Annotated in this window: 18 protein-coding genes and 1 tRNA gene; 9 read left to right on the top strand and 10 right to left on the bottom strand. The window is 67.6% G+C overall.

What is annotated here, in order from left to right; all coding sequences use genetic code 11:
* Nucleotides 1-69: 69 nt before the first annotated feature.
* From Q8N19_RS00745 to Q8N19_RS00720, 6 genes are all read left to right on the top strand, one after another.
* Nucleotides 70-1,476 (top strand): circularly permuted type 2 ATP-grasp protein, encoded by a 1,407-nt coding sequence (locus Q8N19_RS00745; protein WP_305587748.1) that lies wholly within the window; start codon nt 70-72, stop codon nt 1,474-1,476.
* Nucleotides 1,473-2,408 carry an alpha-E domain-containing protein gene (locus Q8N19_RS00740; protein WP_305587734.1) on the top strand — a complete coding sequence of 312 codons (936 nt, stop codon included), beginning with the start codon at nt 1,473-1,475 and terminating at the stop codon, nt 2,406-2,408. Before Q8N19_RS00745 ends, Q8N19_RS00740 begins: the two co-directional genes overlap by 4 nt.
* Nucleotides 2,409-2,417: 9 nt before the next feature.
* Nucleotides 2,418-3,401 (top strand): transglutaminase family protein, encoded by a 984-nt coding sequence (locus tag Q8N19_RS00735; RefSeq protein ID WP_305587733.1) that lies wholly within the window; start codon nt 2,418-2,420, stop codon nt 3,399-3,401.
* A 73-nt stretch (nt 3,402-3,474) separates the two neighbouring features.
* Nucleotides 3,475-3,897: a DUF2946 family protein gene (locus tag Q8N19_RS00730; protein WP_305587732.1), complete on the top strand. Its 423-nt coding sequence runs from the start codon at nt 3,475-3,477 to the stop codon at nt 3,895-3,897.
* 107 nt (nt 3,898-4,004) lie between these two features.
* Complete coding sequence (locus Q8N19_RS00725; protein WP_305587731.1) at nt 4,005-6,035, top strand: TonB-dependent receptor; 2,031 nt, start codon at nt 4,005-4,007, stop codon at nt 6,033-6,035.
* Nucleotides 6,036-6,141: 106 nt separating this feature from the next.
* Entirely contained in the window at nt 6,142-6,588 is a 447-nt protein-coding gene (locus Q8N19_RS00720; RefSeq protein ID WP_305587730.1) for a copper chaperone PCu(A)C, read from the top strand.
* A gap of 53 nt (nt 6,589-6,641) precedes the next feature.
* Here the strand turns inward: Q8N19_RS00720 and arsB are convergent, their stop codons facing one another.
* Together arsB and Q8N19_RS00710 are read right to left on the bottom strand one after the other, a co-directional pair.
* Nucleotides 6,642-7,700 (bottom strand): ACR3 family arsenite efflux transporter, encoded by a 1,059-nt coding sequence (arsB, locus tag Q8N19_RS00715; RefSeq protein ID WP_305587729.1) that lies wholly within the window; start codon nt 7,698-7,700, stop codon nt 6,642-6,644.
* Between the two features lie 121 nt (nt 7,701-7,821).
* Nucleotides 7,822-7,896: transfer RNA gene (locus tag Q8N19_RS00710), tRNA-Lys, on the bottom strand.
* A gap of 118 nt (nt 7,897-8,014) precedes the next feature.
* Between Q8N19_RS00710 and Q8N19_RS00705 the strand changes: the two genes are divergently transcribed.
* Nucleotides 8,015-8,608 (top strand): hypothetical protein, encoded by a 594-nt coding sequence (locus Q8N19_RS00705; protein WP_305587728.1) that lies wholly within the window; start codon nt 8,015-8,017, stop codon nt 8,606-8,608.
* Here Q8N19_RS00705 and tgt read toward each other — a convergent pair.
* On the bottom strand, nt 8,593-9,708 hold the full coding sequence (tgt, locus tag Q8N19_RS00700) for a tRNA guanosine(34) transglycosylase Tgt (RefSeq protein WP_305587727.1): 1,116 nt from the start codon (nt 9,706-9,708) through the stop codon (nt 8,593-8,595). The two genes, Q8N19_RS00705 and tgt, sit on opposite strands and share 16 nt — an antisense overlap.
* Nucleotides 9,708-10,784, bottom strand: coding sequence for a tRNA preQ1(34) S-adenosylmethionine ribosyltransferase-isomerase QueA (gene queA, locus Q8N19_RS00695; protein ID WP_305587726.1), 1,077 nt, complete (start codon nt 10,782-10,784; stop codon nt 9,708-9,710). Before queA ends, tgt begins: the two co-directional genes overlap by 1 nt.
* Nucleotides 10,785-10,848: 64 nt before the next feature.
* On the opposite strand from queA, the gene Q8N19_RS00690 reads away from it, so the two are divergent.
* Nucleotides 10,849-11,844 (top strand): endonuclease/exonuclease/phosphatase family protein, encoded by a 996-nt coding sequence (locus Q8N19_RS00690; RefSeq protein WP_305587725.1) that lies wholly within the window; start codon nt 10,849-10,851, stop codon nt 11,842-11,844.
* Between the two features lie 26 nt (nt 11,845-11,870).
* On the opposite strand, the gene Q8N19_RS00685 is transcribed toward Q8N19_RS00690, so the two are convergent.
* The 5 genes from Q8N19_RS00685 to gyrA all read right to left on the bottom strand — a co-directional run bounded on the left by Q8N19_RS00685 (nt 11,871) and on the right by gyrA (nt 16,785).
* Nucleotides 11,871-12,332 (bottom strand): peptidylprolyl isomerase, encoded by a 462-nt coding sequence (locus tag Q8N19_RS00685; RefSeq protein ID WP_305587724.1) that lies wholly within the window; start codon nt 12,330-12,332, stop codon nt 11,871-11,873.
* Nucleotides 12,332-13,186, bottom strand: a complete 855-nt coding sequence (locus Q8N19_RS00680) for a peptidylprolyl isomerase (protein WP_305587723.1) — start codon at nt 13,184-13,186, stop codon at nt 12,332-12,334. Before Q8N19_RS00680 ends, Q8N19_RS00685 begins: the two co-directional genes overlap by 1 nt.
* Before the next feature lie 4 nt (nt 13,187-13,190).
* Complete coding sequence (locus Q8N19_RS00675) at nt 13,191-13,541, bottom strand: nuclear transport factor 2 family protein (RefSeq protein ID WP_305313236.1); 351 nt, start codon at nt 13,539-13,541, stop codon at nt 13,191-13,193.
* A complete protein-coding gene (gene coaD, locus Q8N19_RS00670; protein WP_293320710.1) occupies nt 13,541-14,032 on the bottom strand; it encodes a pantetheine-phosphate adenylyltransferase in 492 nt (163 codons plus the stop codon). Before coaD ends, Q8N19_RS00675 begins: the two co-directional genes overlap by 1 nt.
* A gap of 62 nt (nt 14,033-14,094) precedes the next feature.
* Nucleotides 14,095-16,785, bottom strand: coding sequence for a DNA gyrase subunit A (gene gyrA / locus Q8N19_RS00665; protein ID WP_371133762.1), 2,691 nt, complete (start codon nt 16,783-16,785; stop codon nt 14,095-14,097).
* A 284-nt stretch (nt 16,786-17,069) separates the two neighbouring features.
* Here gyrA and Q8N19_RS00660 point away from each other — a divergent pair, with 284 nt between their 5' ends.
* Nucleotides 17,070-17,504 carry a DUF3617 family protein gene (locus tag Q8N19_RS00660; RefSeq protein WP_305587721.1) on the top strand — a complete coding sequence of 145 codons (435 nt, stop codon included), beginning with the start codon at nt 17,070-17,072 and terminating at the stop codon, nt 17,502-17,504.
* Between the two features lie 204 nt (nt 17,505-17,708).
* Here the strand turns inward: Q8N19_RS00660 and Q8N19_RS00655 are convergent, their stop codons facing one another.
* The gene (locus Q8N19_RS00655; protein WP_305587720.1) at nt 17,709-18,398 is read right to left on the bottom strand and encodes an alternative oxidase; all 690 of its coding nucleotides are present in this window, start codon (nt 18,396-18,398) and stop codon (nt 17,709-17,711) included.
* Nucleotides 18,399-18,550: the final 152 nt, after the last annotated feature.

The raw sequence follows: 18,550 nt of genomic DNA, 5'->3' as shown, positions 1-18,550 counted from the left end.
GACCGGGCCTTGGCCCAGGAGGCCGCCGAAACGGCGGCCAAGGCGGACGTGAAGCCGCCCTATGACGAAATGCACGCCCCTGACGGCTCGGTCAGACCGCATTTCGCCATCATGGCGCGGCGGCTTGCGGCCCTGGGACCTGGAGAGCTGGACGAGCGGCAACGAACGCTGGAGCGGTTCTTCCTGCTGCAAGGGATCACCTTCACCGTTTATGGGGCCGAAAGCTCCACCGAGCGGATCATCCCCACCGACCTCCTGCCGCGGATCATCCCCGCAGACGAATGGGCGCGGATCGAGACCGGCCTTGTTCAGCGCCTGCAGGCCCTGAACCTGTTTCTCGCTGACATCTATGGCGAGCGGATGATCCTCAAGGATGGGGTGGTCCCGCGTGAGCTTGTGCTGGGCGCGCCCTCATATCGTCGGGAAATGCAGGGGCTGTATGTCCCCCACCAGGCCTACGCCAATGTCTGCGGCAGCGACCTGATCCGGCAGGAGGATGGGGAGTACGCCGTCCTGGAGGACAATCTGCGGGTGCCGTCTGGCGTGTCCTACATGCTGGCCAACCGTGAGGCCTCCAAGCGCACCTTCCCCGGCACGTTCCGCCTGGCCGGGGTGCGCCAGATCGACCGTTATCCGGATCTGCTCCTCACCACCCTGCGGAGCATGGCCGAGTGGCGGCCCAACCCTCAGGTCGTGGTGCTGACCCCGGGCGTCTACAACTCGGCCTATTACGAACACGCCTATCTGGCGCGGCTGATGGGCGCCCCCCTGGTCGAGGGCCGCGACCTCGTGGTCCACGACAACATGGTCTACATGCGGACCACCACCGGCCTGCGGCGGATCGATGTGATCTATCGCCGGGTGGACGATGACTTCATCGACCCCCTCACCTTCCGGCGGGATTCCTCCCTGGGCGTGCCAGGCCTGTTCAACGCCTATCGCGCCGGCACCGTGGTGATGTGCAACGCCCCAGGCACCGGCGTGGCCGATGACAAGGCGGTCTATGCCTATGTCCCGGAGATCATCCGCTACAATCTGGGCGAAGAGCCGATCCTGCCCAATATCGAGACCTTCATTTGCCGCGAGCCGGCGCAGATGAGCCATGTGCTGGCCAATCTCGACAAGCTGGTGGTCAAGGCGGTCGGCGCCTCCGGCGGCTACGGCATGTTGATCGGCCCCCACGCCAGCGCCGCCCAGCGCGAAGAGTTCGCCCAGGCCATCAAGGCCGACCCTGAGAACTACATCGCCCAGCCGACCATCCAGCTCTCCACCGCGCCCTGCCTGATCGATGGTGAGGTGGACGCCCGCCATGTGGACCTGCGGCCCTTCATCCTGTCCGGGGAGAAGATCACCGTGACACCGGGAGCCCTCACCCGAGTGGCCCTGCGCAAGGGCTCCCTGGTGGTCAATTCCAGCCAGGGCGGAGGGTCGAAGGACACCTGGGTCCTGGCCGGGCCGGGAGATGACCTGTCATGATGCTCGCCCGCGTTGCGGACAGTCTCTACTGGATCGGTCGCTATGTGGAGCGGGCCGAACATGTGGCCCGTCTGGCCGACATCATGCTCACCGCCACCCTCGACCGGGCCGAGACCGCCGCCCAGGTGGCGCGGATCGCCCTGTCGGCCGTGGGCGAGGCCACGCCGGAGAAGATCGCCACCCCCTTTGAATCGGCCCGGGGCCTGGCCCTGGACCGGATGGACGGCAGCTCGGTGGTCTCCTCCCTGGCGCTGGCCCGCGAGAACGCCCGCCAGGTCCGCGACCAGATCACCAGCGAGACCTGGGAGCGGCTGAACCTTGTCCATCTGCGTCTGTCGGGCGCCACGGCGGCCAAGTCGTTCAACGACGGCTCCTCGGCCTTCCTGCACGACATCATCGCCGACCTGCACCTGTTCAAGGGCGCCGCCGACGCCACCATGAGTCACGGCGAGGGCTGGCGTTTCCTGTTGCTGGGGGCCCATCTGGAGCGCGCCCAACTGATCGGTCGCCTGCTGGAGGTCTGCTTTGGCCGGGGGGTCGAGCGGCTGGACCACCCCACGCTGACGGCCGTCCTGCGGATGAGCTGCGCGCTCGAGCCCTATCTGCGCGTCTATACCGCCGACGTCCGGGCCCGGCCGATTCTGGAATTCCTGCTCCTGAACGCCGAGTTCCCGCGGTCGATCCGCTTCTCCACCGACGAGATCGAGGCCCATCTGTCCGTGCTCAGCCGCCATACCGAGGCGGTGCATGCCGGTCCCGGCCGTCTGGCCGGGCGGCTGAAGGCGCGGCTGCAATATGCCGACATGGCCGAGATCGAACGTGAGGGCTCCCACGTCTTCCTGGAAGGCGTGCTGGCCGAGTGCGGCGCGATCCACAGCGGCGTCTATGACGCCTTCGTGGCCTATCCCCTCGAAATGCGCCTGCCGGCCTGAGGAATTCCAGTGCTGCTCGAAATCCGCCACGTCACCCAGTACCACTACGCCGCGCCGGTCCGCGAAAGCCTCATGGAGGTCTGGATGCAGCCCCAGAAGGGCGCGCGCCAGCGGCTGGTGAGCTTCGACCTGGAGATCGATCCGGGCGCACAGCTGTTTTCCTACGCCGACACCTTCGGCAACGCCGTCTACCACTTCGATGTCCCCCACCCCCACGACCGCCTGACCATTGTCGCTCGATCGGCTGTGGAGACCCAGACCGAGGCGCCCCTGCCCGAGGCGCTCGACATGGGAGAATGGGACCGCCTGCGCAGCGACTTCGTGCTCGGGGACCAGTTCGACTTTCTGCGCGAGCACGGCTTCGCCGTACAGACTGAGCTGTTGCGGGCCTTCGCCGCCGAGCATGAGATCGAGCGCCTGCGCCAGCGCGATCCCTTGAGCGCCGTCACCACCCTGTCGAAGATCATCTATGAGTCCTTCGCCTATGAGACGGGCGTCACCGAGGCCGACAGTCCCATCGACGAGGCGCTGCGAGAGCGGCGGGGCGTCTGCCAGGACTTCAGCCACATCATGATCGCGCTCTGCCGGGCCTGGGGCATCCCGGCCCGCTACGTGTCAGGCTATCTGTTCACCGACCGGGAGGGCGGCGACCGCTCCGATCCCGATGCGACCCACGCCTGGGTGGAGGTCTTCCTGCCGAGCCTGCGCTGGATTGGTCTCGACCCGACCAACAATGTGATGGCCGGCGAACGGCATGTGGCCGCCGCCGTGGGCCGCGACTACAGCGATGTGCCGCCGTCCCGCGGGGTCTATAAGGGCGACGCCGAAAGCCAGTTGGCCGTCGGCGTCTCGGTTCGCCGGGCCCGGGCGGCGATCACCGAGCCGGAGTTCCTGCGCATCTCGCCGCCGACCTTCAGCCGCAACGCCCGGCGCCGTCCGGCCCCGAATGCGGTGATGCACGACCAGCAGCAGCAACAGCAGCAGCAGCAATAGGGGACCAAAGAGCCCTCCATTCCTCAGCGAATGGGGACTTTCAAACCGGAACGGGCTGGACTATGGCGAGGCTGTGAACCGCCGGGCCTCCCCTTCTCCTGCTTCCCGCCACAGCCTGATGCTGGTGCTGGCGGGTCTGGCCCTGTTCCTGAAGATCCTGATCCCGCCCGGCTATATGGCCGCGCCGGTCAGGGCCGAGGCTCCGGCCTTCGCTCTGGTGCTCTGTACGCCCCAGGGCATGGTGACCCTGGATGCTGCGGCCCGGGGCGAACACGGCGCCCCTGATCCCACCGACGAAGACGGCGCCCGCCACAGCCCCTGCGCCTTCTCCGGCCATGGGGTGAACGCTCCACCGCCGGTCATGCTGACTGGCGAGCTCGTCGCCTTTGCGCCCCATGTCGACCGCTCTGAGGCGGCCCCCCGTCAGGTCGTCCCTGGCCGCGGCCTCGCGGCGCCTCCGCCCCCCGCCCGAGGCCCCCCTCCCCTGCAGGCCTAGGAACCGGCCACCGGTTCCGCGACGCAACCGGCGCCCGAGGTCCATCGACGGCGCGCGCCTTCCTGCACTGCATATGCGGCCGCCTCTGCGCGGCCGGGGGACTCCCAATGAAAACCACGCTTGGCGCCTGTAGCGCCCTGTTCGTCCTGGCCCTGCCCTTCGCCGCGGCCGCCCAGACCACCGTCGATTCCGTCATTGTCACCGCCCGCCCCGACTCCGAAGATCCCGCCGTGGTGGCCGACGCCCGACGGCGCCTGTCGGAAACCCCAGGCGCGGTGTCGGTCATCGCCGCAGAGTCCTTCGAAGACCGCTTCGCCCTGGCCCTGGATGACATGCTCCGGGACGCGCCCGGGGTGTTCGCCCAGAAGAAGTGGGGCGGCGACACCCGGCTCTCGATCCGCGGATCGGGAATCGGCAACGCCAACCACAATCGCGGCCTGCTAATCGCCCAGGACGGCCTGCCCCTGAACGAGGCCGACGGCTATGGCGACAGCCAGATCGCCGATCCGCTGCTGACCCGCCATGTGGAGGTCTATCGCGGCGGCAACGCCCTGCGATTCGGCGGCGCGACCCTCGGCGGGGCGGTAAATATGGTGACCCCCACCGGCAAGACCGCGCCCTACGACAACCGCGTCCGCATCGACGGCGGGTCGTTCGGCCTCTTGCGCCAGCATGCGGCCCTCGCCCGCACCATGGGCCCCTGGGACGGCTTCGTCGCCGCCACCAATCAGACAGGCCAGGGGCCTCGTTCCCAGAGCCAGCAGAATATCCAGTTCGGCAGCCTGAACCTCGGCCGCGAACTGGGAGAGGGCGAGATCCGCTTCACCCTGAGCGGCGCTCACATCAAGCAGGAGATCAACGGGGCGCTGACCGCCGCCCAGTTCGCCGCCGACCCCGACCAGCCGGCGGCGGGCAATGTGACCAATGACTATGCCCGCGACCTGCGGGGCCTGCGCGGGGTGGTCAGCCTCCAGCAGCCCCTCAGCGACACCCTCTCCGTCTCGGCCGGCGTCTACGCCGTCTGGAAGGAGCTGGACCATCCCATCTTCCAGGTCATCGACCAGGAAAGCCGCAACTACGGCGCCTTCGCCCGCCTCGACTGGGACGGCGAGGTCGCCGGCCGCCGGGCCGACGCCTATGCCGGTCTGTGGGGCCGCAGCGGCGACCTCGATTCCCACTTCTATGTGAACAATCACGGGGCCCGCGGAGCCCTGCGGTCGATTTCGTATCAGAACGCCACGGCCCTCGACCTCTTCGCCGAAGGTCGGCTGTTCGTCAGCGATCGTGTGGCGCTCGTCGCCGGGGCGACCTATGGCCAGGCCGAGCGTGACTATCGCAGCGTGGCGGTTCCTGGCGTCACCGGGACCTTCAATCTGGACGACTCCAAAGACTTCGACTGGCTGGCGCCGCGGATTGGTCTGCTCTGGGAGGCGCCGGACGGGGTGCAGGTCTTCGCCAATGTGACGCGCTCAGCCGAGCCGCCGAACTTCGGCTCGCTGTCGCCCACCGGCGTCGGCTTCGCGCCGGTGGAGGCCCAGGAGGCGGTGACCTTCGAGATCGGCACGCGGGGCCGCCGCGGGGCGTTGACCTGGGACCTGACCTTCTACCATGCCGAGCTGGAGAAGGAGATGCTCCAGTTCAGCGTCAGCCCCGACCGGCCGGCCACCACCTTCAACGCCGATGAGACCTATCACCGGGGGATCGAGGCCGCCCTCGACTGGCGCTTGGCCGAAGCCTGGCGCCTGCGCCAGAGCTACACCTGGTCGGACTTCCGGTTCCGGGATGACGCTCAGTACGGCGACAACCGCCTGCCCGTCGCCCCGGAGCATTTCTACCGCGCCGAGCTGCGCTACGACGCGCCCGCCGGCTGGTTCGTCGCGCCATCGGTGGAGTGGTCGCCGCAGGGCGCCTGGGTCGACTTCCGCAACACGCTGAAGTCGCCGAGCTACGCCATCGCCAATCTCAACCTCGGTTGGACGGCGCCAAACGGGATCAGCCTGTTCCTCGACCTGCGCAACCTCACCGACGAGGCCTATGTCTCCAACGTCCAGCCGGTGATCCTGGCGGCGCCCACCACGGCGGCCTACTGGCCTGGCGACCGTCGCTCGATCTTCGCCGGCGTCGTCCTCGACTTCTGAGGTCGCGCCACAGACTTCCCACGGCTCGGCGGCTCCCCCATCGTGGGGCCGCCGAGTTTTCCTGCCCCCGCGGCGCCTTCACCGGCCCGCCCTCACGGAGCCCGCCATGAGATCGCTTCTCCTCCTCGCCCCCCTCGCCCTTCTGGCCGCCTGCAGCCCGCAGCCGGCCGCCGAGGCCGTCGTCACGGTCACCGATCCCTGGTGCCGCCCCGCCACGGCGGGCGCTGGCGCCGTCGGCTGCTATGTCGGCCTGCAGGCCAGCGTCGATGATCGTCTTGTCGCTGTGGCGACGCCGGCTGCCGCCCGGGGCGAAATCCACACCATGTCGATGGATGACGGCGTCATGCGCATGCGGCAGCTGCCCGATGGCCTGGCCCTGCCGGCCGGCGAGAGCGTCGCCCTGAAGCCTGGCGCCGAACACCTGATGTTGATGGCGCCCACCGGCGCCCTGGACGAAGGCGGCGAGGTCGAGCTCACCCTGACCTTCGAAAAGGCTCCGGCCCAGACCGTCACCGCGCAGATCCGCTCCGCGCCGCACGGCATGGCCCACTGAACCCCAGCGCCCCCGGTCCGGGCCTAGGTCCGGACCGGTGAGGCGGCCCGTGGTCAGCCTCCCGCGGGGTCGGTCCCTTGCAGCCGCTGGCGGACCCGGCGGCCGGCCTCGTACCAGGGGCGCGAGCGGTTCACCAGCGCCACCAGGGTCAGCATGACCGGCACCTCGATCAGCACCCCGACCACGGTGGCGAGCGCCGCGCCCGACTGCAGGCCAAACAGGCTGATGGCCGCAGCCACGGCCAGTTCGAAGAAGTTGCTGGCCCCGATCAGCGCGGAGGGCCCGGCCACACCGTGAATCTCGCCCGTGGCGCGGTTCAGCAGATAGGCCAGGCCGAAGATGAAATAGGTCTGGATGATGATGGGCACGGCCAGCAGGGCGATCACCACCGGCTGGGCCAGGATCTGCTCCCCCTGGAAGGCGAACAGCAGCACCACGGTGCCCAGTAGGGCGGCGATGGCCACGGGCTGCACCGCGCTCAGAAACGCCTCCAGCCGCCCGGACCGGATCAGCCAGGCCCGCAGCACCTGTGAGATCGCCACCGGCGTCAGGATATAGAGCACCACCGACAGCAGCAGGGTCGCCCAGGGCACGATGATCGCCGACAGGCCCAGCAGCAGGGCGACGATGGGCGCAAAGGCCACCACCATCACCGTGTCGTTCAGGGCGACCTGGCTGAGGGTGAACGGCGCGTCCCCCCTGGTCAGATGGCTCCAGACGAAGACCATGGCCGTGCACGGCGCAGCGCCCAGCAGGATCAGGCCGGCGATATAGGATTCGATCTGCGCCTCGGGCAGCAGGGGTCGGAACAGCCAGCCGATGAACAGCCAGCCCAGCGCGGCCATGGTGAAGGGCTTGACCGCCCAGTTTGCGAACAGGGTGACGCTGATACCCCGCCAATGCGCCGCCACCCCGCCCAGGGCGCGGAAGTCGATCTTCACCAGCATGGGGATGATCATGGCCCAGATCAGCACGGCCACCGGCAGGTTGACGCTGGCCACCTCCAGGGCGGCCACCGCTTGGAAGATGTCCGGGAACACCTGCCCAAGCCCGATGCCGGCCACGATGGCCAGACCCACCCAAAGCGTCAGATAGCGCTCAAAAACCGACATGATCGTTCCTCACCGGCACGGCGCCCGCGCCGCGAAGCGCTCCGTCTATCACATTTCCAGAATTGCGGAATATTAGAGCCGCCCTCACGTCCGATGGAGACGCGGCAATCCTGGGAAGGATTGGTAGGCCGGGTGGGGGTCGAACCCACGACCATTCGATTAAAAGTCGAATGCTCTACCACTGAGCTACCGGCCCACGACATGGCGCGGAATGGGCGCCGGTCGAAGGGGGCGGACCATAGGGCGCAGGTCCGACTCGGGCAAGTGAGGCTTGGGTGTTTCCTGTTCGGATCGCTCGGGGATAAACTTGGACCATGACCCGTATCGCGCTTACCCCCGCCCTCGCCCTTCTGGCCCTGGCGCTCGCCGGCTGCACCACCACCCGCGCCGATGGCTCACCTCAGGTGCAGACATCTTCCCAAGCCACCCGCGAGAGCTTCGAAGGCGCGGTCTCGGCGCCGCTGCGGGATGTGAACCTGCTGCGGACGAAGATTCCGACCGTATTGCTGGAGGCTCAGGCTGATCCCTATCAGCGGCCGCAGCCGGCGACCTGCGCCCAGCTGATCGCCCTGATCACCCCCCTGAACCAGGCCCTGGGTGCCGATCTCGATGAGGCGGCGGTCGATGAGGACGACCTGATGTCCCAGGGGCGGAGCACCGCCTTCGGGGCAGTAGCCGGCTTCACCCAGGACGTGATCCCGTTCCGCGGCTGGGTGCGCAAGCTGAGCGGCGCCGAGCAGCATGACAATCTGGTCCGCGACGCCATCATCGCCGGCGGCGTGCGGCGGGCCTATCTGAAGGGTCTGGGCGAGGCGCGCGGCTGCAACCCGCCGGCCACCCCTAACCACGGGCGGGAAAAGCCCGAGGTGATCCAGCAGGAGCTGCGTCCCCGCTATCCCGTCCGCTGAGCGCTGCGGAAGTCCCGGCGGAAGGCCTCGAACCGCCCCTCGGCGATAGCCGCACGCATGGCCGCCGTCAGGGCCTGGAAATGGGCGATATTGTGCCAGGAGAGCAGCACCTGCCCGAGGATCTCCTCGGCCTTCACCAGGTGGTGCAGATAGGCCTTGGAATAATCCCGGCTGGCCGGGCAGTCCGAGGTCTCGTCCAGCGGCGTGTCGTCCTCGGCGAAGCGGGCGTTCTTCAGATTGATAGGACCGTTCCAGGTCCAGGCCTGGCCATGGCGGCCTGACCTGGTCGGCAGGACGCAGTCGAACATATCCACCCCGCGGGCCACGGCCTCCACCAGGTCGATGGGCTTGCCCACCCCCATCAAATAGCGCGGCCGATCAGCCGGCAGCAGGCCTGGCGCATAGTCCAGCACCTCGCACATGGCCTCATGGCCCTCGCCCACGGCCAGGCCGCCGATGGCGTAGCCGTCGAAGCCGATCTCGATCAACCGCTCGGCCGATTCCCGGCGCAGGGCCTCGATCGTCGAGCCCTGCTGGATGCCGAACAGGGCCTGATGCTCCCGCTCGCCGAACGCCGCCTTGCAGCGCGCGCCCCAGCGGGCCGATAGCCGCAGGGCCTCAGCCGCGCGGGTTTCCTCGGCCGGCCAGGCGACGCATTCGTCCAACTGCATGACGATGTCGGAGCCCAGCAGGTCGGCCTGGATCTCGACCGAGCGCTCGGGCGACAGCACGTGACGCGAGCCATCAATGTGGCTGGCGAAGGTCACGGCCTCTTCGGTCACCTTGGCGATGTTGGAGAGCGACATCACCTGGAAGCCGCCGGAATCGGTGAGGATCGGCTTCTCCCAGCGCATGAAGCGATGCAGCCCGCCCAGGCGCGACACCCGCTCGGCGCCCGGCCGCAGCATCAGGTGATAGGTGTTGCCGAGGATGATGTCGGCGCCGGTGGAGGCCACCTGGTCCACGGTCAGGGCCTTTACCGTGGCGGCTGTCCCTACCGGCATGAAGGCGGGCGTGCGGATATCGCCGCGGGCGGTCTTGAGCACGCCGGTGCGTGCGGCGCCGTCCGTGGCGGCGATCTCGAAAGGAAAGGCGGCCATCAGTCGGCCCTCCAGAGCAGGCTGGCGTCGCCATAGGAATAGAAGCGGTAGCCGGACTCGATGGCATGGGCGTAGGCCGCCCGCATTGTCTCCAGGCCCGAAAACGCGCTGACCAGCATGAACAGGGTCGAGCGCGGCAGATGGAAATTGGTCATCAGCCCGTCGGCCGCCCGGAACCGGTAGCCCGGAGTGATGAAGATGGCGGTGTCGTCAGCGAATGGGCGCACGACGCCATCCTCCCCCGCCGCGCTCTCCACAAGCCGCAGGGAGGTGGTGCCGACGCAGATGATCCGGCCGCCTGCGGCCCGGGCGCGGTTGAGTCGATCGGCGGTTTCCGGGCTCACCTCGCCGAACTCGGCATGCATGCGGTGGCCTGAGATGTCGTCCACCTTGACCGGCAGGAAGGTGCCGGCCCCCACATGCAGGGTGACGAAGCAGGTCTCGACGCCGGCCTCGCCCAGCCGCGCCAGGAGTTCAGGGGTGAAGTGCAGACCCGCCGTGGGCGCGGCCACCGAGCCGTCGGCCTGGGCGTAGACCGTCTGATAGTCGGTCTGGTCCTGATCGTCCTCGGGGCGCTTGGCGGCGATATAGGGCGGCAGGGGCATGGCCCCGCGGGCCTTGATCGCCTCGTCCAGGGCCGGACCCGACAGATCGAACGCCAGCAGGATTTCGCCGCCCTCCCCCTTCTCGACCACGGTGGCGTCGAGCGTCCCCAGCAGGCAGGCGCGGTCCTCGGTCTCGCCGAAGCCTACCCGGTCGCCGGGCGCCAGGCGCTTGCCAGGCCGCATGAAGGCGCTCCAGCGGGAGGACGAGACCCGCTTGTGCAGGGTGGCCTCCACGGCGACGACGCTTTCGCCCCGGGTCCGTCGGCCGCTGAGCCTGGCCGGGATCACCCGGGTGTCGTTCAGCACCAGGATGTCGCCCGCCCGTAGCTCGCCAGGCAGGTCGCGCACCTGCAGGTCAGCCAGCGGTTGGCCTGGGATGACCCGCAACATGCGCGCGGCGTCCCTGGGCTGGGCTGGCCGCAGGGCGATGGCGCTGTCAGGCAGATCGAAGTCAAAATCGGCGGTCTTCATGTGACCCGCCTCAGGCCATGCGAGACCCCGCGCGTCAAGCGCAGGCTCATGCTAGAGGCGATCCATGGGCCTCGTGCGAGTCGTCATCACCCGGATCCTGGAAGACATCGCCGCTGCCCTGGCGGTGGGTTCGGCCCTGGCTATGCTGGCCGCCCAGGGGGGTCGGTTCAGCGACCGCCTCGACATCGCCACGCATTTCGCCCTGGTTTTCCTGGTCCTGGCCATGGCCGCGGCCCTGATGGCGGCCCTGACGCCGAAGAGCCTGCTGCGACGCGTCACTCTGGGCTCCGCAGCCCTGGCCGTGGCGCTCGCCGGCGTTTTGATCCTCCCGGAAATGGTGCGCGACACCCACCGGGCGTCAGACGCCGAGGGCGCCGAACTCGCCCAGCTGAAGATTATCCAGATGAACACCTGGAGCGGTCGCAACCAGACCATGGACGAGACCGCCGACTGGCTGGTCGCCCAGGATCCGGACATCATCGTCGTCGAAGAATCCAGCCGCCGTTTCCAGCGCGCCCTTGAGGCTCGGGGCGACTACCACCGCACCTGCGATCCCGACGATCGCTGCGAAGTGATCATCTACAGCAAGGTCGCCCCGGTCTCCGGCGGCCTGCCACGGGTCAGCGAAGGGTCCTATTTCCCCGCCACAAGGGCCACTTTTGATGCGCCAGGGGGGGATTTCACGGTCATTGGGGCCCATTACACGTGGCCGATTCCGGCCGGGCCGCAGCAGCAACAGAGCCTGCGCCTGACCAAGATCGCCGAGCTCTATGACCGCGACCGGCTCATCATCACCGGCGATTTCAACTCGACGCCCTGGTCCTTCACCCTGCGTCGACAGGACAAGGCGCTGGGCCTGACCCGGCGGAACCGGTCGATGCTGACCTGGCCGGCCATGGCGTTTTCGCGCTGGAACATCCACATGCCCCTGCCCTTCCTGGCCATCGACCACGTCTATGCGGGGGCCGACTGGAAGACGGTGAACGTGGAGCGCGGGCCATCTTTGGGATCTGACCACTTCCCGGTGATCGTGACCCTGGCGCTATCCCCGGCCGACTGAACGCCGGCCGGGGGATTGCCGAGGCCTCAAGCGTCGGCGGCGACCTTCATGGAGACAATCTTGCCCGGGCTGCGCGGCGGCTCGCCCTTGGGCAGGGCGTCGATGAGTTCCATGCCCTCGGAAACCTCGCCCCAGACCGTGTACTGGCCATCCAGGAAGCGGGCGTCGTCGAAGCAGATGAAGAACTGGCTGTTGGCAGAGTCCGGGACGGCGGTGCGGGCCATGGAGCAGACGCCGCGCACATGGGGCTCGGCGTTGAACTCGGCCTTCAGGTTCGGCTTGTTCGAGCCGCCCGAGCCGGTGCCCGTGGGGTCGCCGCCCTGGGCCATGAACCCCGGAATGACCCGGTGGAAGACGACACCGTCATAGAAGCCCTCGCGGGCCAGTTCCTTGATGCGGGCCACGTGGCCAGGCGCCAGGTCGGGCCGCAGGCGAATGGTCACCGGACCGGACTCCAGCGTCATGATCAGGGTGTTTTCGGAATCCATCACTTTACCTCGGAAGGGATTTTGAGATTGCAGGCCGAGAAATCGGCCCCGTCTTCGGCGCGCTGTTGCGCAACCTGGGCGGCGAACCAGGGGCCCGCCGTATCGACAACGCGCAAGGTCGGGCGCTCGGCCGCCGGAATATCGGCGAGCATGCGCACCTTGGTCATCTGGTCCTGCGGCGCGGCCACCGGCTCGCCGGTCTTGATGGCGCGGACCACCTCAAGGCCCGCCACCACCCGCCCGAAGGCGGTGTAGCGCTTCTCCAGCGACGGATAGGCCTGGCGCATCAGGAAGAACTGGCTGTTGGCTGAATTCTCCTCCGAGCCGCGGGCCATGCCGGCGACGCCTGGACAGAACAGGGCCCACCCGGTGACCTTCTGGTCGGCGGTCATGGCCATCAGCATCGGGCTCTGGGTCATGACCGGCACGACGCCGACAAAGCCCGTCTGGCTGCCGCCGGTGTCGGCCACCGGCACGAAGGGATCGGCCGCCCCCCGGCGAAAGGTGAATTCGGCGCTCATGTCAGGCAGATCCGAGCCGCCGGCGCCAGAGTCCAGCGGGTCGCCCGTCTGGGCCATGAAGACGTCGATGACGCGGAAGAAGCTGCGCCCGTCATAGAAGCCCTGGCGGGTGAGCGTCCTGATCCGCTCCACATGGGTCGGCGCCAGACGGGGGGCAAGTTCGACGAAGACCCGCCCCTTGTTGGTGTCGATCACCATGACGTTCTCGGCGTCGGGCGAGCGCCAATCCGCAGCGGTCGGCGCGGCGGGTTCGGCCTGGGCCATTGGCTGGGCCGCGGCGGGCGCGGCCGCCGTCGCAAATGCGAGGGCGGCGATCAGGGTCATGCGGATCATGGGATCACTCGTAATAGGCGGCGGCCTCGACCGCCAGACCGTCGGGTCCGAAACGAAGCACCTCGACCACCTCGGCGTCCGTGCGCGAGCTGTGATAGCGCAGGGCGACAGAGTCCACGCCCTTCAGAACGCTGCGCAGGGTGAAGGTGAGATCAGGGACCCGGCGCAAGGCCTCGCCCCAATAGGCGGCCAGGGCCGTCTTGCCCACCACCCGGCCTGACGCCTCGCCGGTGATCCGGGCGGCCGCCGGGCTGACGAAGACGATATCCTCGCGGTAGTGGGACAGGATGGCCGGCAGATCGTGCTGGTTCCAGGCGGCGATCCAGGCGTCGGCGAAAGCCTCGCCGTCAACCATCAGCCGCGGACCTTGGCCAGCAAGGCCTCCTTGACCCGCGGGCTGACGAACTTGCCCACTTCGCCGCCCAGGGTGGCGATCTCTTTGACCAGGCGCGAGGCGATGGCCTGGTGGCGGGGGTCGGCCATCAAGAACACGGTCTCGATCTCGCGATCGAGCTGCTGGTTCATGGCCGTCATCTGGAATTCGTACTCGAAGTCCGCCACGGCCCGCAGGCCGCGGATAATCATGGTCGCCCCGATCTGCCGCGCAAACTGCAGGGTCAGGCCCTCATAGGGCTGGACGTCGATCTCGATGTGGGTGGCCAGGGGGGCGGTCTCGGCCTTGATGATCTCGACGCGCTCCTCGAGGGAGAACATCGGCCCCTTGCCGGCGTTGATGGCGACGCCGATCACCAGCTTGTCCACCAGCTTCACCGCCCGACCCATGATATCGGAATGGCCGTTGGTGATTGGATCGAAGGTGCCCGGATAGAGCCCGATGCGGGTCATGCGACGTTTCCCCGTGTTCCCGTTCGTCCGGCTTTCGCCGCACGACACGACGAAAGCAAGACCTAATCCTCGCTCGGCGCCCCAGGACCGTCATCACTGGGCGCCTCGCCACCGACCTCGCCATCGGCGACAGCGCCGTCCGAGCCCTCAGCCAGGCGCTCCACCGACACCACATGCTCGTCGGCGGCGGTGCGGAAGATGGTCACGCCCTGGGTGTTGCGCCCGGCGATACGGACCTGGGCCACCGGCGTGCGGATCAGCTGACCCTGGTCGGTGACCAGCAGGATCTCGTCGCCCTCCTCCACCGGGAAGGAGGCGGTGAGCTTGCCGCCGCGCTTGGTGAGGTCCTGGGCGATCAGGCCCTGGCCGCCGCGGCCGGTGCGCCGGAAGTCGTAGGCCGAGCTGCGCTTGCCAAAACCCTCGGACGAGACGGTGAGGATGAACTCCTCGGCCGCGCCCAGGGCGGCGATCCGCTCCAGGGACAGGGCCTGATCAGCGGCCTCGACGTCCTCGTCCTCGCCGGTCTCCGGCGCGGTCGGTTCCTCGGCCTCGCCGGACTCGGCCGCGCGGGTGGCCGTGGCGTGCTTCAGATAGGCTGCGCGTTCGGCAGGCGTAGCGTCCACCGAGCGCAGGATGGCCATGGAAATGACGCTGTCGCCCTCGGCCAGACGCACGCCGCGAACGCCCGTGGAGTCGCGGCTGGCGAAGACGCGGACGTCTTCCACCGAGAAGCGGATGCAGCGGCCCGTCGAGGTGGTCAGCAGGACGTCCTGGTCAGACTGACAGACGGCAACGCCGATGATGGCGTCACCCTCGTCCAGCTTCATGGCGATCTTGCCGTTGCGGTTGATCTGCACGAAGTCCGACAGCTTGTTGCGCCGGACATTGCCCGAGCGCGTGGCGAACATGACGTCGTACTGATCCCAGCTGGCCTCGTCCTCGGGCAGCGGCAGGATCGAGGTGATCGCCTCGCCGGGCTCGATGGGCAGAAGGTTGACGAAGGCCTTGCCGCGAGAGTTCGGCGCGCCCACAGGCAGACGCCAGACCTTCAGCTTGTAGACCTTGCCGCCGGAAGAGAAGAACAGCACCGGGGTGTGGGTGTTGGCGGAGAAGACGCGTGTGACCACGTCCTCTTCCTTCATGGACATCCCCGAGCGGCCCTTGCCGCCGCGATGCTGGGTCCGGTAGGTGGCCAGCGGCGTCCGCTTCACATAGCCGGAATGGGTGACGGCGATGACCATGTCTTCGCGGGCGATGAGATCCTCATCGTCCATATCCCCGCCGCCTTCGAGAATCTCCGTGCGGCGCGGCACGGCGAACGCGGTCTTCACCTCGATCAGCTCGTCACGGACGATGCCCATGACCCGCTCGCGGGACGCCAGGATCGCCAGATAGCCCTGGATGGCGGTGGCCAGCTCATTGGCCTCGCCGAAGATCTCCTCCCGGCCCAGGCCGGTAAGACGCGACAGGGTCAGCGCCAGGATGGCCCGGGATTGTTCCTCGGTCAGGCGGATCTGATAGCCCTCGAGCAGCACGGTGCGCGGATCGGCGATCAGGTCGACCAGGGGCATCATGTCGCCCGCCGGCCAGGATCGGTCGGTCAGCCGCTCGCGGGCCTCGGCCGGGTCCTTGGACGAGCGGATGATGTGGATGACTTCGTCGATGTTGGCCACGGCGATGGCCAGGCCCACCAGGACGTGGCCCCGGTCGCGCGCCTTGGACAGCTCGAACTTGGTGCGGCGGACCACCACCTCTTCGCGGAACTCGATGAAGGCCACGATCAGGTCGCGGAGGTTCATCTCCCGCGGACGCCCGCGGTCGAGCGCCAGCATGTTCACGGCGAAGGAGGACTGCAGCGGGGTGAACCGGTAGAGCTGGTTCAGCAGCACCTCGGCCGAGGCGTCGCGCTTGATCTCCACGACCACGCGCATGCCGTCGCGGTCGCTCTCGTCCCGGAGGTCGGCGACGCCCTCAATACGCTTTTCGCGGACCAGTTCGGCGATCCGCTCCACCAGGCCCGCCTTGTTCACCTGATAGGGCAAGGCGGTGATGATGATGGCCTCGCGATCCTTGCGGATCTCCTCCACCGCAGCCTTGCCGCGGGTGACCACGGAGGCGCGGCCGGTGAGCATGGCCTGGCGCGACGCCGCCCGGCCCATGATCTCGCCGCCAGTGGGGAAGTCTGGTCCCGGCACGATGTCGGCCAGTTCCTCAAGCCCGATCTCGGGATTATCCACATAGGCCAGGCAGGCGTCGATCACTTCGCCCAGATTGTGCGGCGGAATATTGGTCGCCATGCCGACGGCGATGCCGCCGGCCCCGTTGACCAGCAGGTTGGGAATGCGCGACGGCAGCACCGAGGGCTCGTGCTCGGAGCCGTCATAGTTGGGCTTGAAGTCGACGGTGTTCTTGTCGAGGTCGGCCAAGACCGACATGGACGCCTTGGTCAGGCGGCACTCGGTATAGCGCATGGCGGCCGGCGGATCGTTATCCACCGAGCCGAAATTGCCCTGACCATCGATCAGCAGCAGACCCATGGAGAAGGGCTGAGCCAGCCGGACCAGGGTCATGTAGATCGCCGAGTCCCCGTGCGGGTGATACTTACCCATCACGTCACCGACCACCCGGGCCGACTTCACATAGGACCGGTCAGGGGTGTGACCCTGCTCGCTCATGGAGAAGAGGATGCGGCGGTGGACCGGCTTGAGGCCGTCACGGGCGTCGGGCAGGGCCCGACTGACGATGACGCTCATGGCGTAGTCGAGATACGAGCGCTTCAGCTCGTCCTCAATGGCGATAGGGGCGATGCCCCCGCGCCGGCCATCTTCCGGTGGGTTATGGAGATCGTCTGTCAAAGCAGGGAAAAGCCGTCAGAATCGGACAAAATTACGGAATTGGGTTGTTAGCATTCCCAGGCGGTTGCGCCAACTTTGCGGCCCCTCCCCGTCTCACCTGGCCCTGCGCCCGTATCGGGCGTGCAGGATTGGTTCAGGTTGAAGGCGCTAGACCGGCCTCCTAAATTATCCAGGACATGACGATGACACGCCTTGCGCCCCTCGCACTGGCCCTAGTGGCCCTGGCCGGCCCCGCGGCGGCTGCCGACACCATCCTGCCCGGCTATTGGGAGAGCACCAACCGGATGCTCTCTCCGATCCGCACGACGGATGTGGAAAAGCGTTGCCTGACAAAGGCTGACGTCGAGAAGTTCATGATGGGTCCCAGCAACCGGCACTACACCTGCACCTACCCCACCCGGTCGTTCGCGGGCGGCCAGATCCTGCTAAAGGGCACCTGCGTCAGCAAGAAGGGCCGCCAAGTGGCCGTGTCCGGCGAAGGGAACTTCACCCCGACGACATTCAAGCTGACCGCCAACATCGCCACCACCTTCGCTGGCATCCCCGTCTCGGGTCGCGCCAGCACCGAGGCCCGGCGGATCAGCGACGTGTGTCCCCCGAAGGACGCCGCAGACTAGAGCCCTTTCCGGTCTGATTGCTTCAATCAGACCGAATGAAACGGGCTCCAAATCATAAAGTTAGAGCATTTTTGATCCGATAACCGCGTCACACTTATCGGAAAATGCTCTAGGCGCACCTTCAGCCGGCGCAAAAAAGACGGGCGGGACCGCGAGGCCCCGCCCTTTTTTCATAGTTGATGGTCCGGTTTGGGTGCGCTGCGCTCAGGCTGCGGTCTTCCAGGTCGGCTGCAATTCCACGTGCGGCGGGCAAGGCGCGATCTCGCCGGTGGGCAGGCCTGCGATCTCATTGGCGAAGCTGTGGTTGACGTCGCGATGGTGGGCCTCGTCGGCGCGGACCACCATGACCACGTCGCGCAAGGTCGCGTCCGCCGGCAGGTTCCAGTAGCGCTTGGCGATCTCAGGCGCCGGGACGTTGGGCGAGCGGCCCTCATCCAGTTCGGCGAGATAGTGGGTGTAGCTGATCACCGCCTCTTCCTCGAAATAGCCCACCACCCGGTGGGCGGTCTTGGCGGAGACCAGATAAAGGGCGAAGAAGAACAGGTAGAAGACCCACTGCACGGCGACGATGACGAACCGTTCGAAGGCGGTGGGCTTGGCGACCTCGATGAAGGTCATCAGGTGCATGCGCTCATTCTCGGCCTCGTCCATCAGCGTCTTGATCCAGCCCTTGTCGTCGCACATGCGCCGCAGGCAGGTCAGGTGATTGATGGTGGCGCCGACCATGCCCGGCACGGCCGCGACGGTTTCCAGCACCACGGCCCGGTGGCCATAGCGCTTGGCGAAGAAGGTGTCGGCGGTGAAGCGCAGCAGCTTGGTGAAACCCAGGGCGACGGCGTCAGACACACCTTTGGGCGCGTGATGGATGGAGAGGTCAACGAGCGGGGCGGTCATGGAAGCGGTCCTCAAGCTGCGGCCCTGTCGCCAGGGCGTAAGTTACTGAGGATGTTGATAGGCCCTGGCGAGCGCCTCCGACATTCGGGCCCTCCCCCTAGGTAGGGCTGCGTAGGCTTGACCATGGCCAGCCCGCCGTCATCCAACAGAAA

It is taken from the genome of Phenylobacterium sp., from assembly GCF_030693405.1.
Lineage (GTDB): Bacteria > Pseudomonadota > Alphaproteobacteria > Caulobacterales > Caulobacteraceae > Phenylobacterium.
The sequence above is the reverse complement of the archived record's forward strand: the minus strand, read 5'-3'. Positions and strand labels throughout refer to the sequence as shown.

Bases quoted from the DNA above. Each gene is read 5' to 3' on its own strand.
- arsB (WP_305587729.1), bottom strand. From the start codon at position 7,700: ATGTCGGTTTTTGAGCGCTATCTGACGCTTTGGGTGGGTCTGGCCATC.
- Q8N19_RS00740 (WP_305587734.1), top strand. From the start codon at position 1,473: ATGATGCTCGCCCGCGTTGCGGACAGTCTCTACTGGATCGGTCGCTAT.
- Q8N19_RS00655 (WP_305587720.1), bottom strand. From the start codon at position 18,398: ATGACCGCCCCGCTCGTTGACCTCTCCATCCATCACGCGCCCAAAGGT.
- Q8N19_RS00660 (WP_305587721.1), top strand. From the start codon at position 17,070: ATGACACGCCTTGCGCCCCTCGCACTGGCCCTAGTGGCCCTGGCCGGC.
- Q8N19_RS00680 (WP_305587723.1), bottom strand. From the start codon at position 13,186: ATGATCCGCATGACCCTGATCGCCGCCCTCGCATTTGCGACGGCGGCC.
- Q8N19_RS00745 (WP_305587748.1), top strand. From the start codon at position 70: ATGCACGCCCCTGACGGCTCGGTCAGACCGCATTTCGCCATCATGGCG.
- queA (WP_305587726.1), bottom strand. From the start codon at position 10,784: ATGAAGACCGCCGATTTTGACTTCGATCTGCCTGACAGCGCCATCGCC.
- Q8N19_RS00720 (WP_305587730.1), top strand. From the start codon at position 6,142: ATGAGATCGCTTCTCCTCCTCGCCCCCCTCGCCCTTCTGGCCGCCTGC.
- Q8N19_RS00685 (WP_305587724.1), bottom strand. From the start codon at position 12,332: ATGGATTCCGAAAACACCCTGATCATGACGCTGGAGTCCGGTCCGGTG.
- Q8N19_RS00690 (WP_305587725.1), top strand. From the start codon at position 10,849: ATGGGCCTCGTGCGAGTCGTCATCACCCGGATCCTGGAAGACATCGCC.
- Q8N19_RS00725 (WP_305587731.1), top strand. From the start codon at position 4,005: ATGAAAACCACGCTTGGCGCCTGTAGCGCCCTGTTCGTCCTGGCCCTG.
- coaD (WP_293320710.1), bottom strand. From the start codon at position 14,032: ATGACCCGCATCGGGCTCTATCCGGGCACCTTCGATCCAATCACCAAC.
- gyrA (WP_371133762.1), bottom strand. From the start codon at position 16,785: ATGAGCGTCATCGTCAGTCGGGCCCTGCCCGACGCCCGTGACGGCCTC.
- tgt (WP_305587727.1), bottom strand. From the start codon at position 9,708: ATGGCCGCCTTTCCTTTCGAGATCGCCGCCACGGACGGCGCCGCACGC.
- Q8N19_RS00675 (WP_305313236.1), bottom strand. From the start codon at position 13,541: ATGGTTGACGGCGAGGCTTTCGCCGACGCCTGGATCGCCGCCTGGAAC.
- Q8N19_RS00705 (WP_305587728.1), top strand. From the start codon at position 8,015: ATGACCCGTATCGCGCTTACCCCCGCCCTCGCCCTTCTGGCCCTGGCG.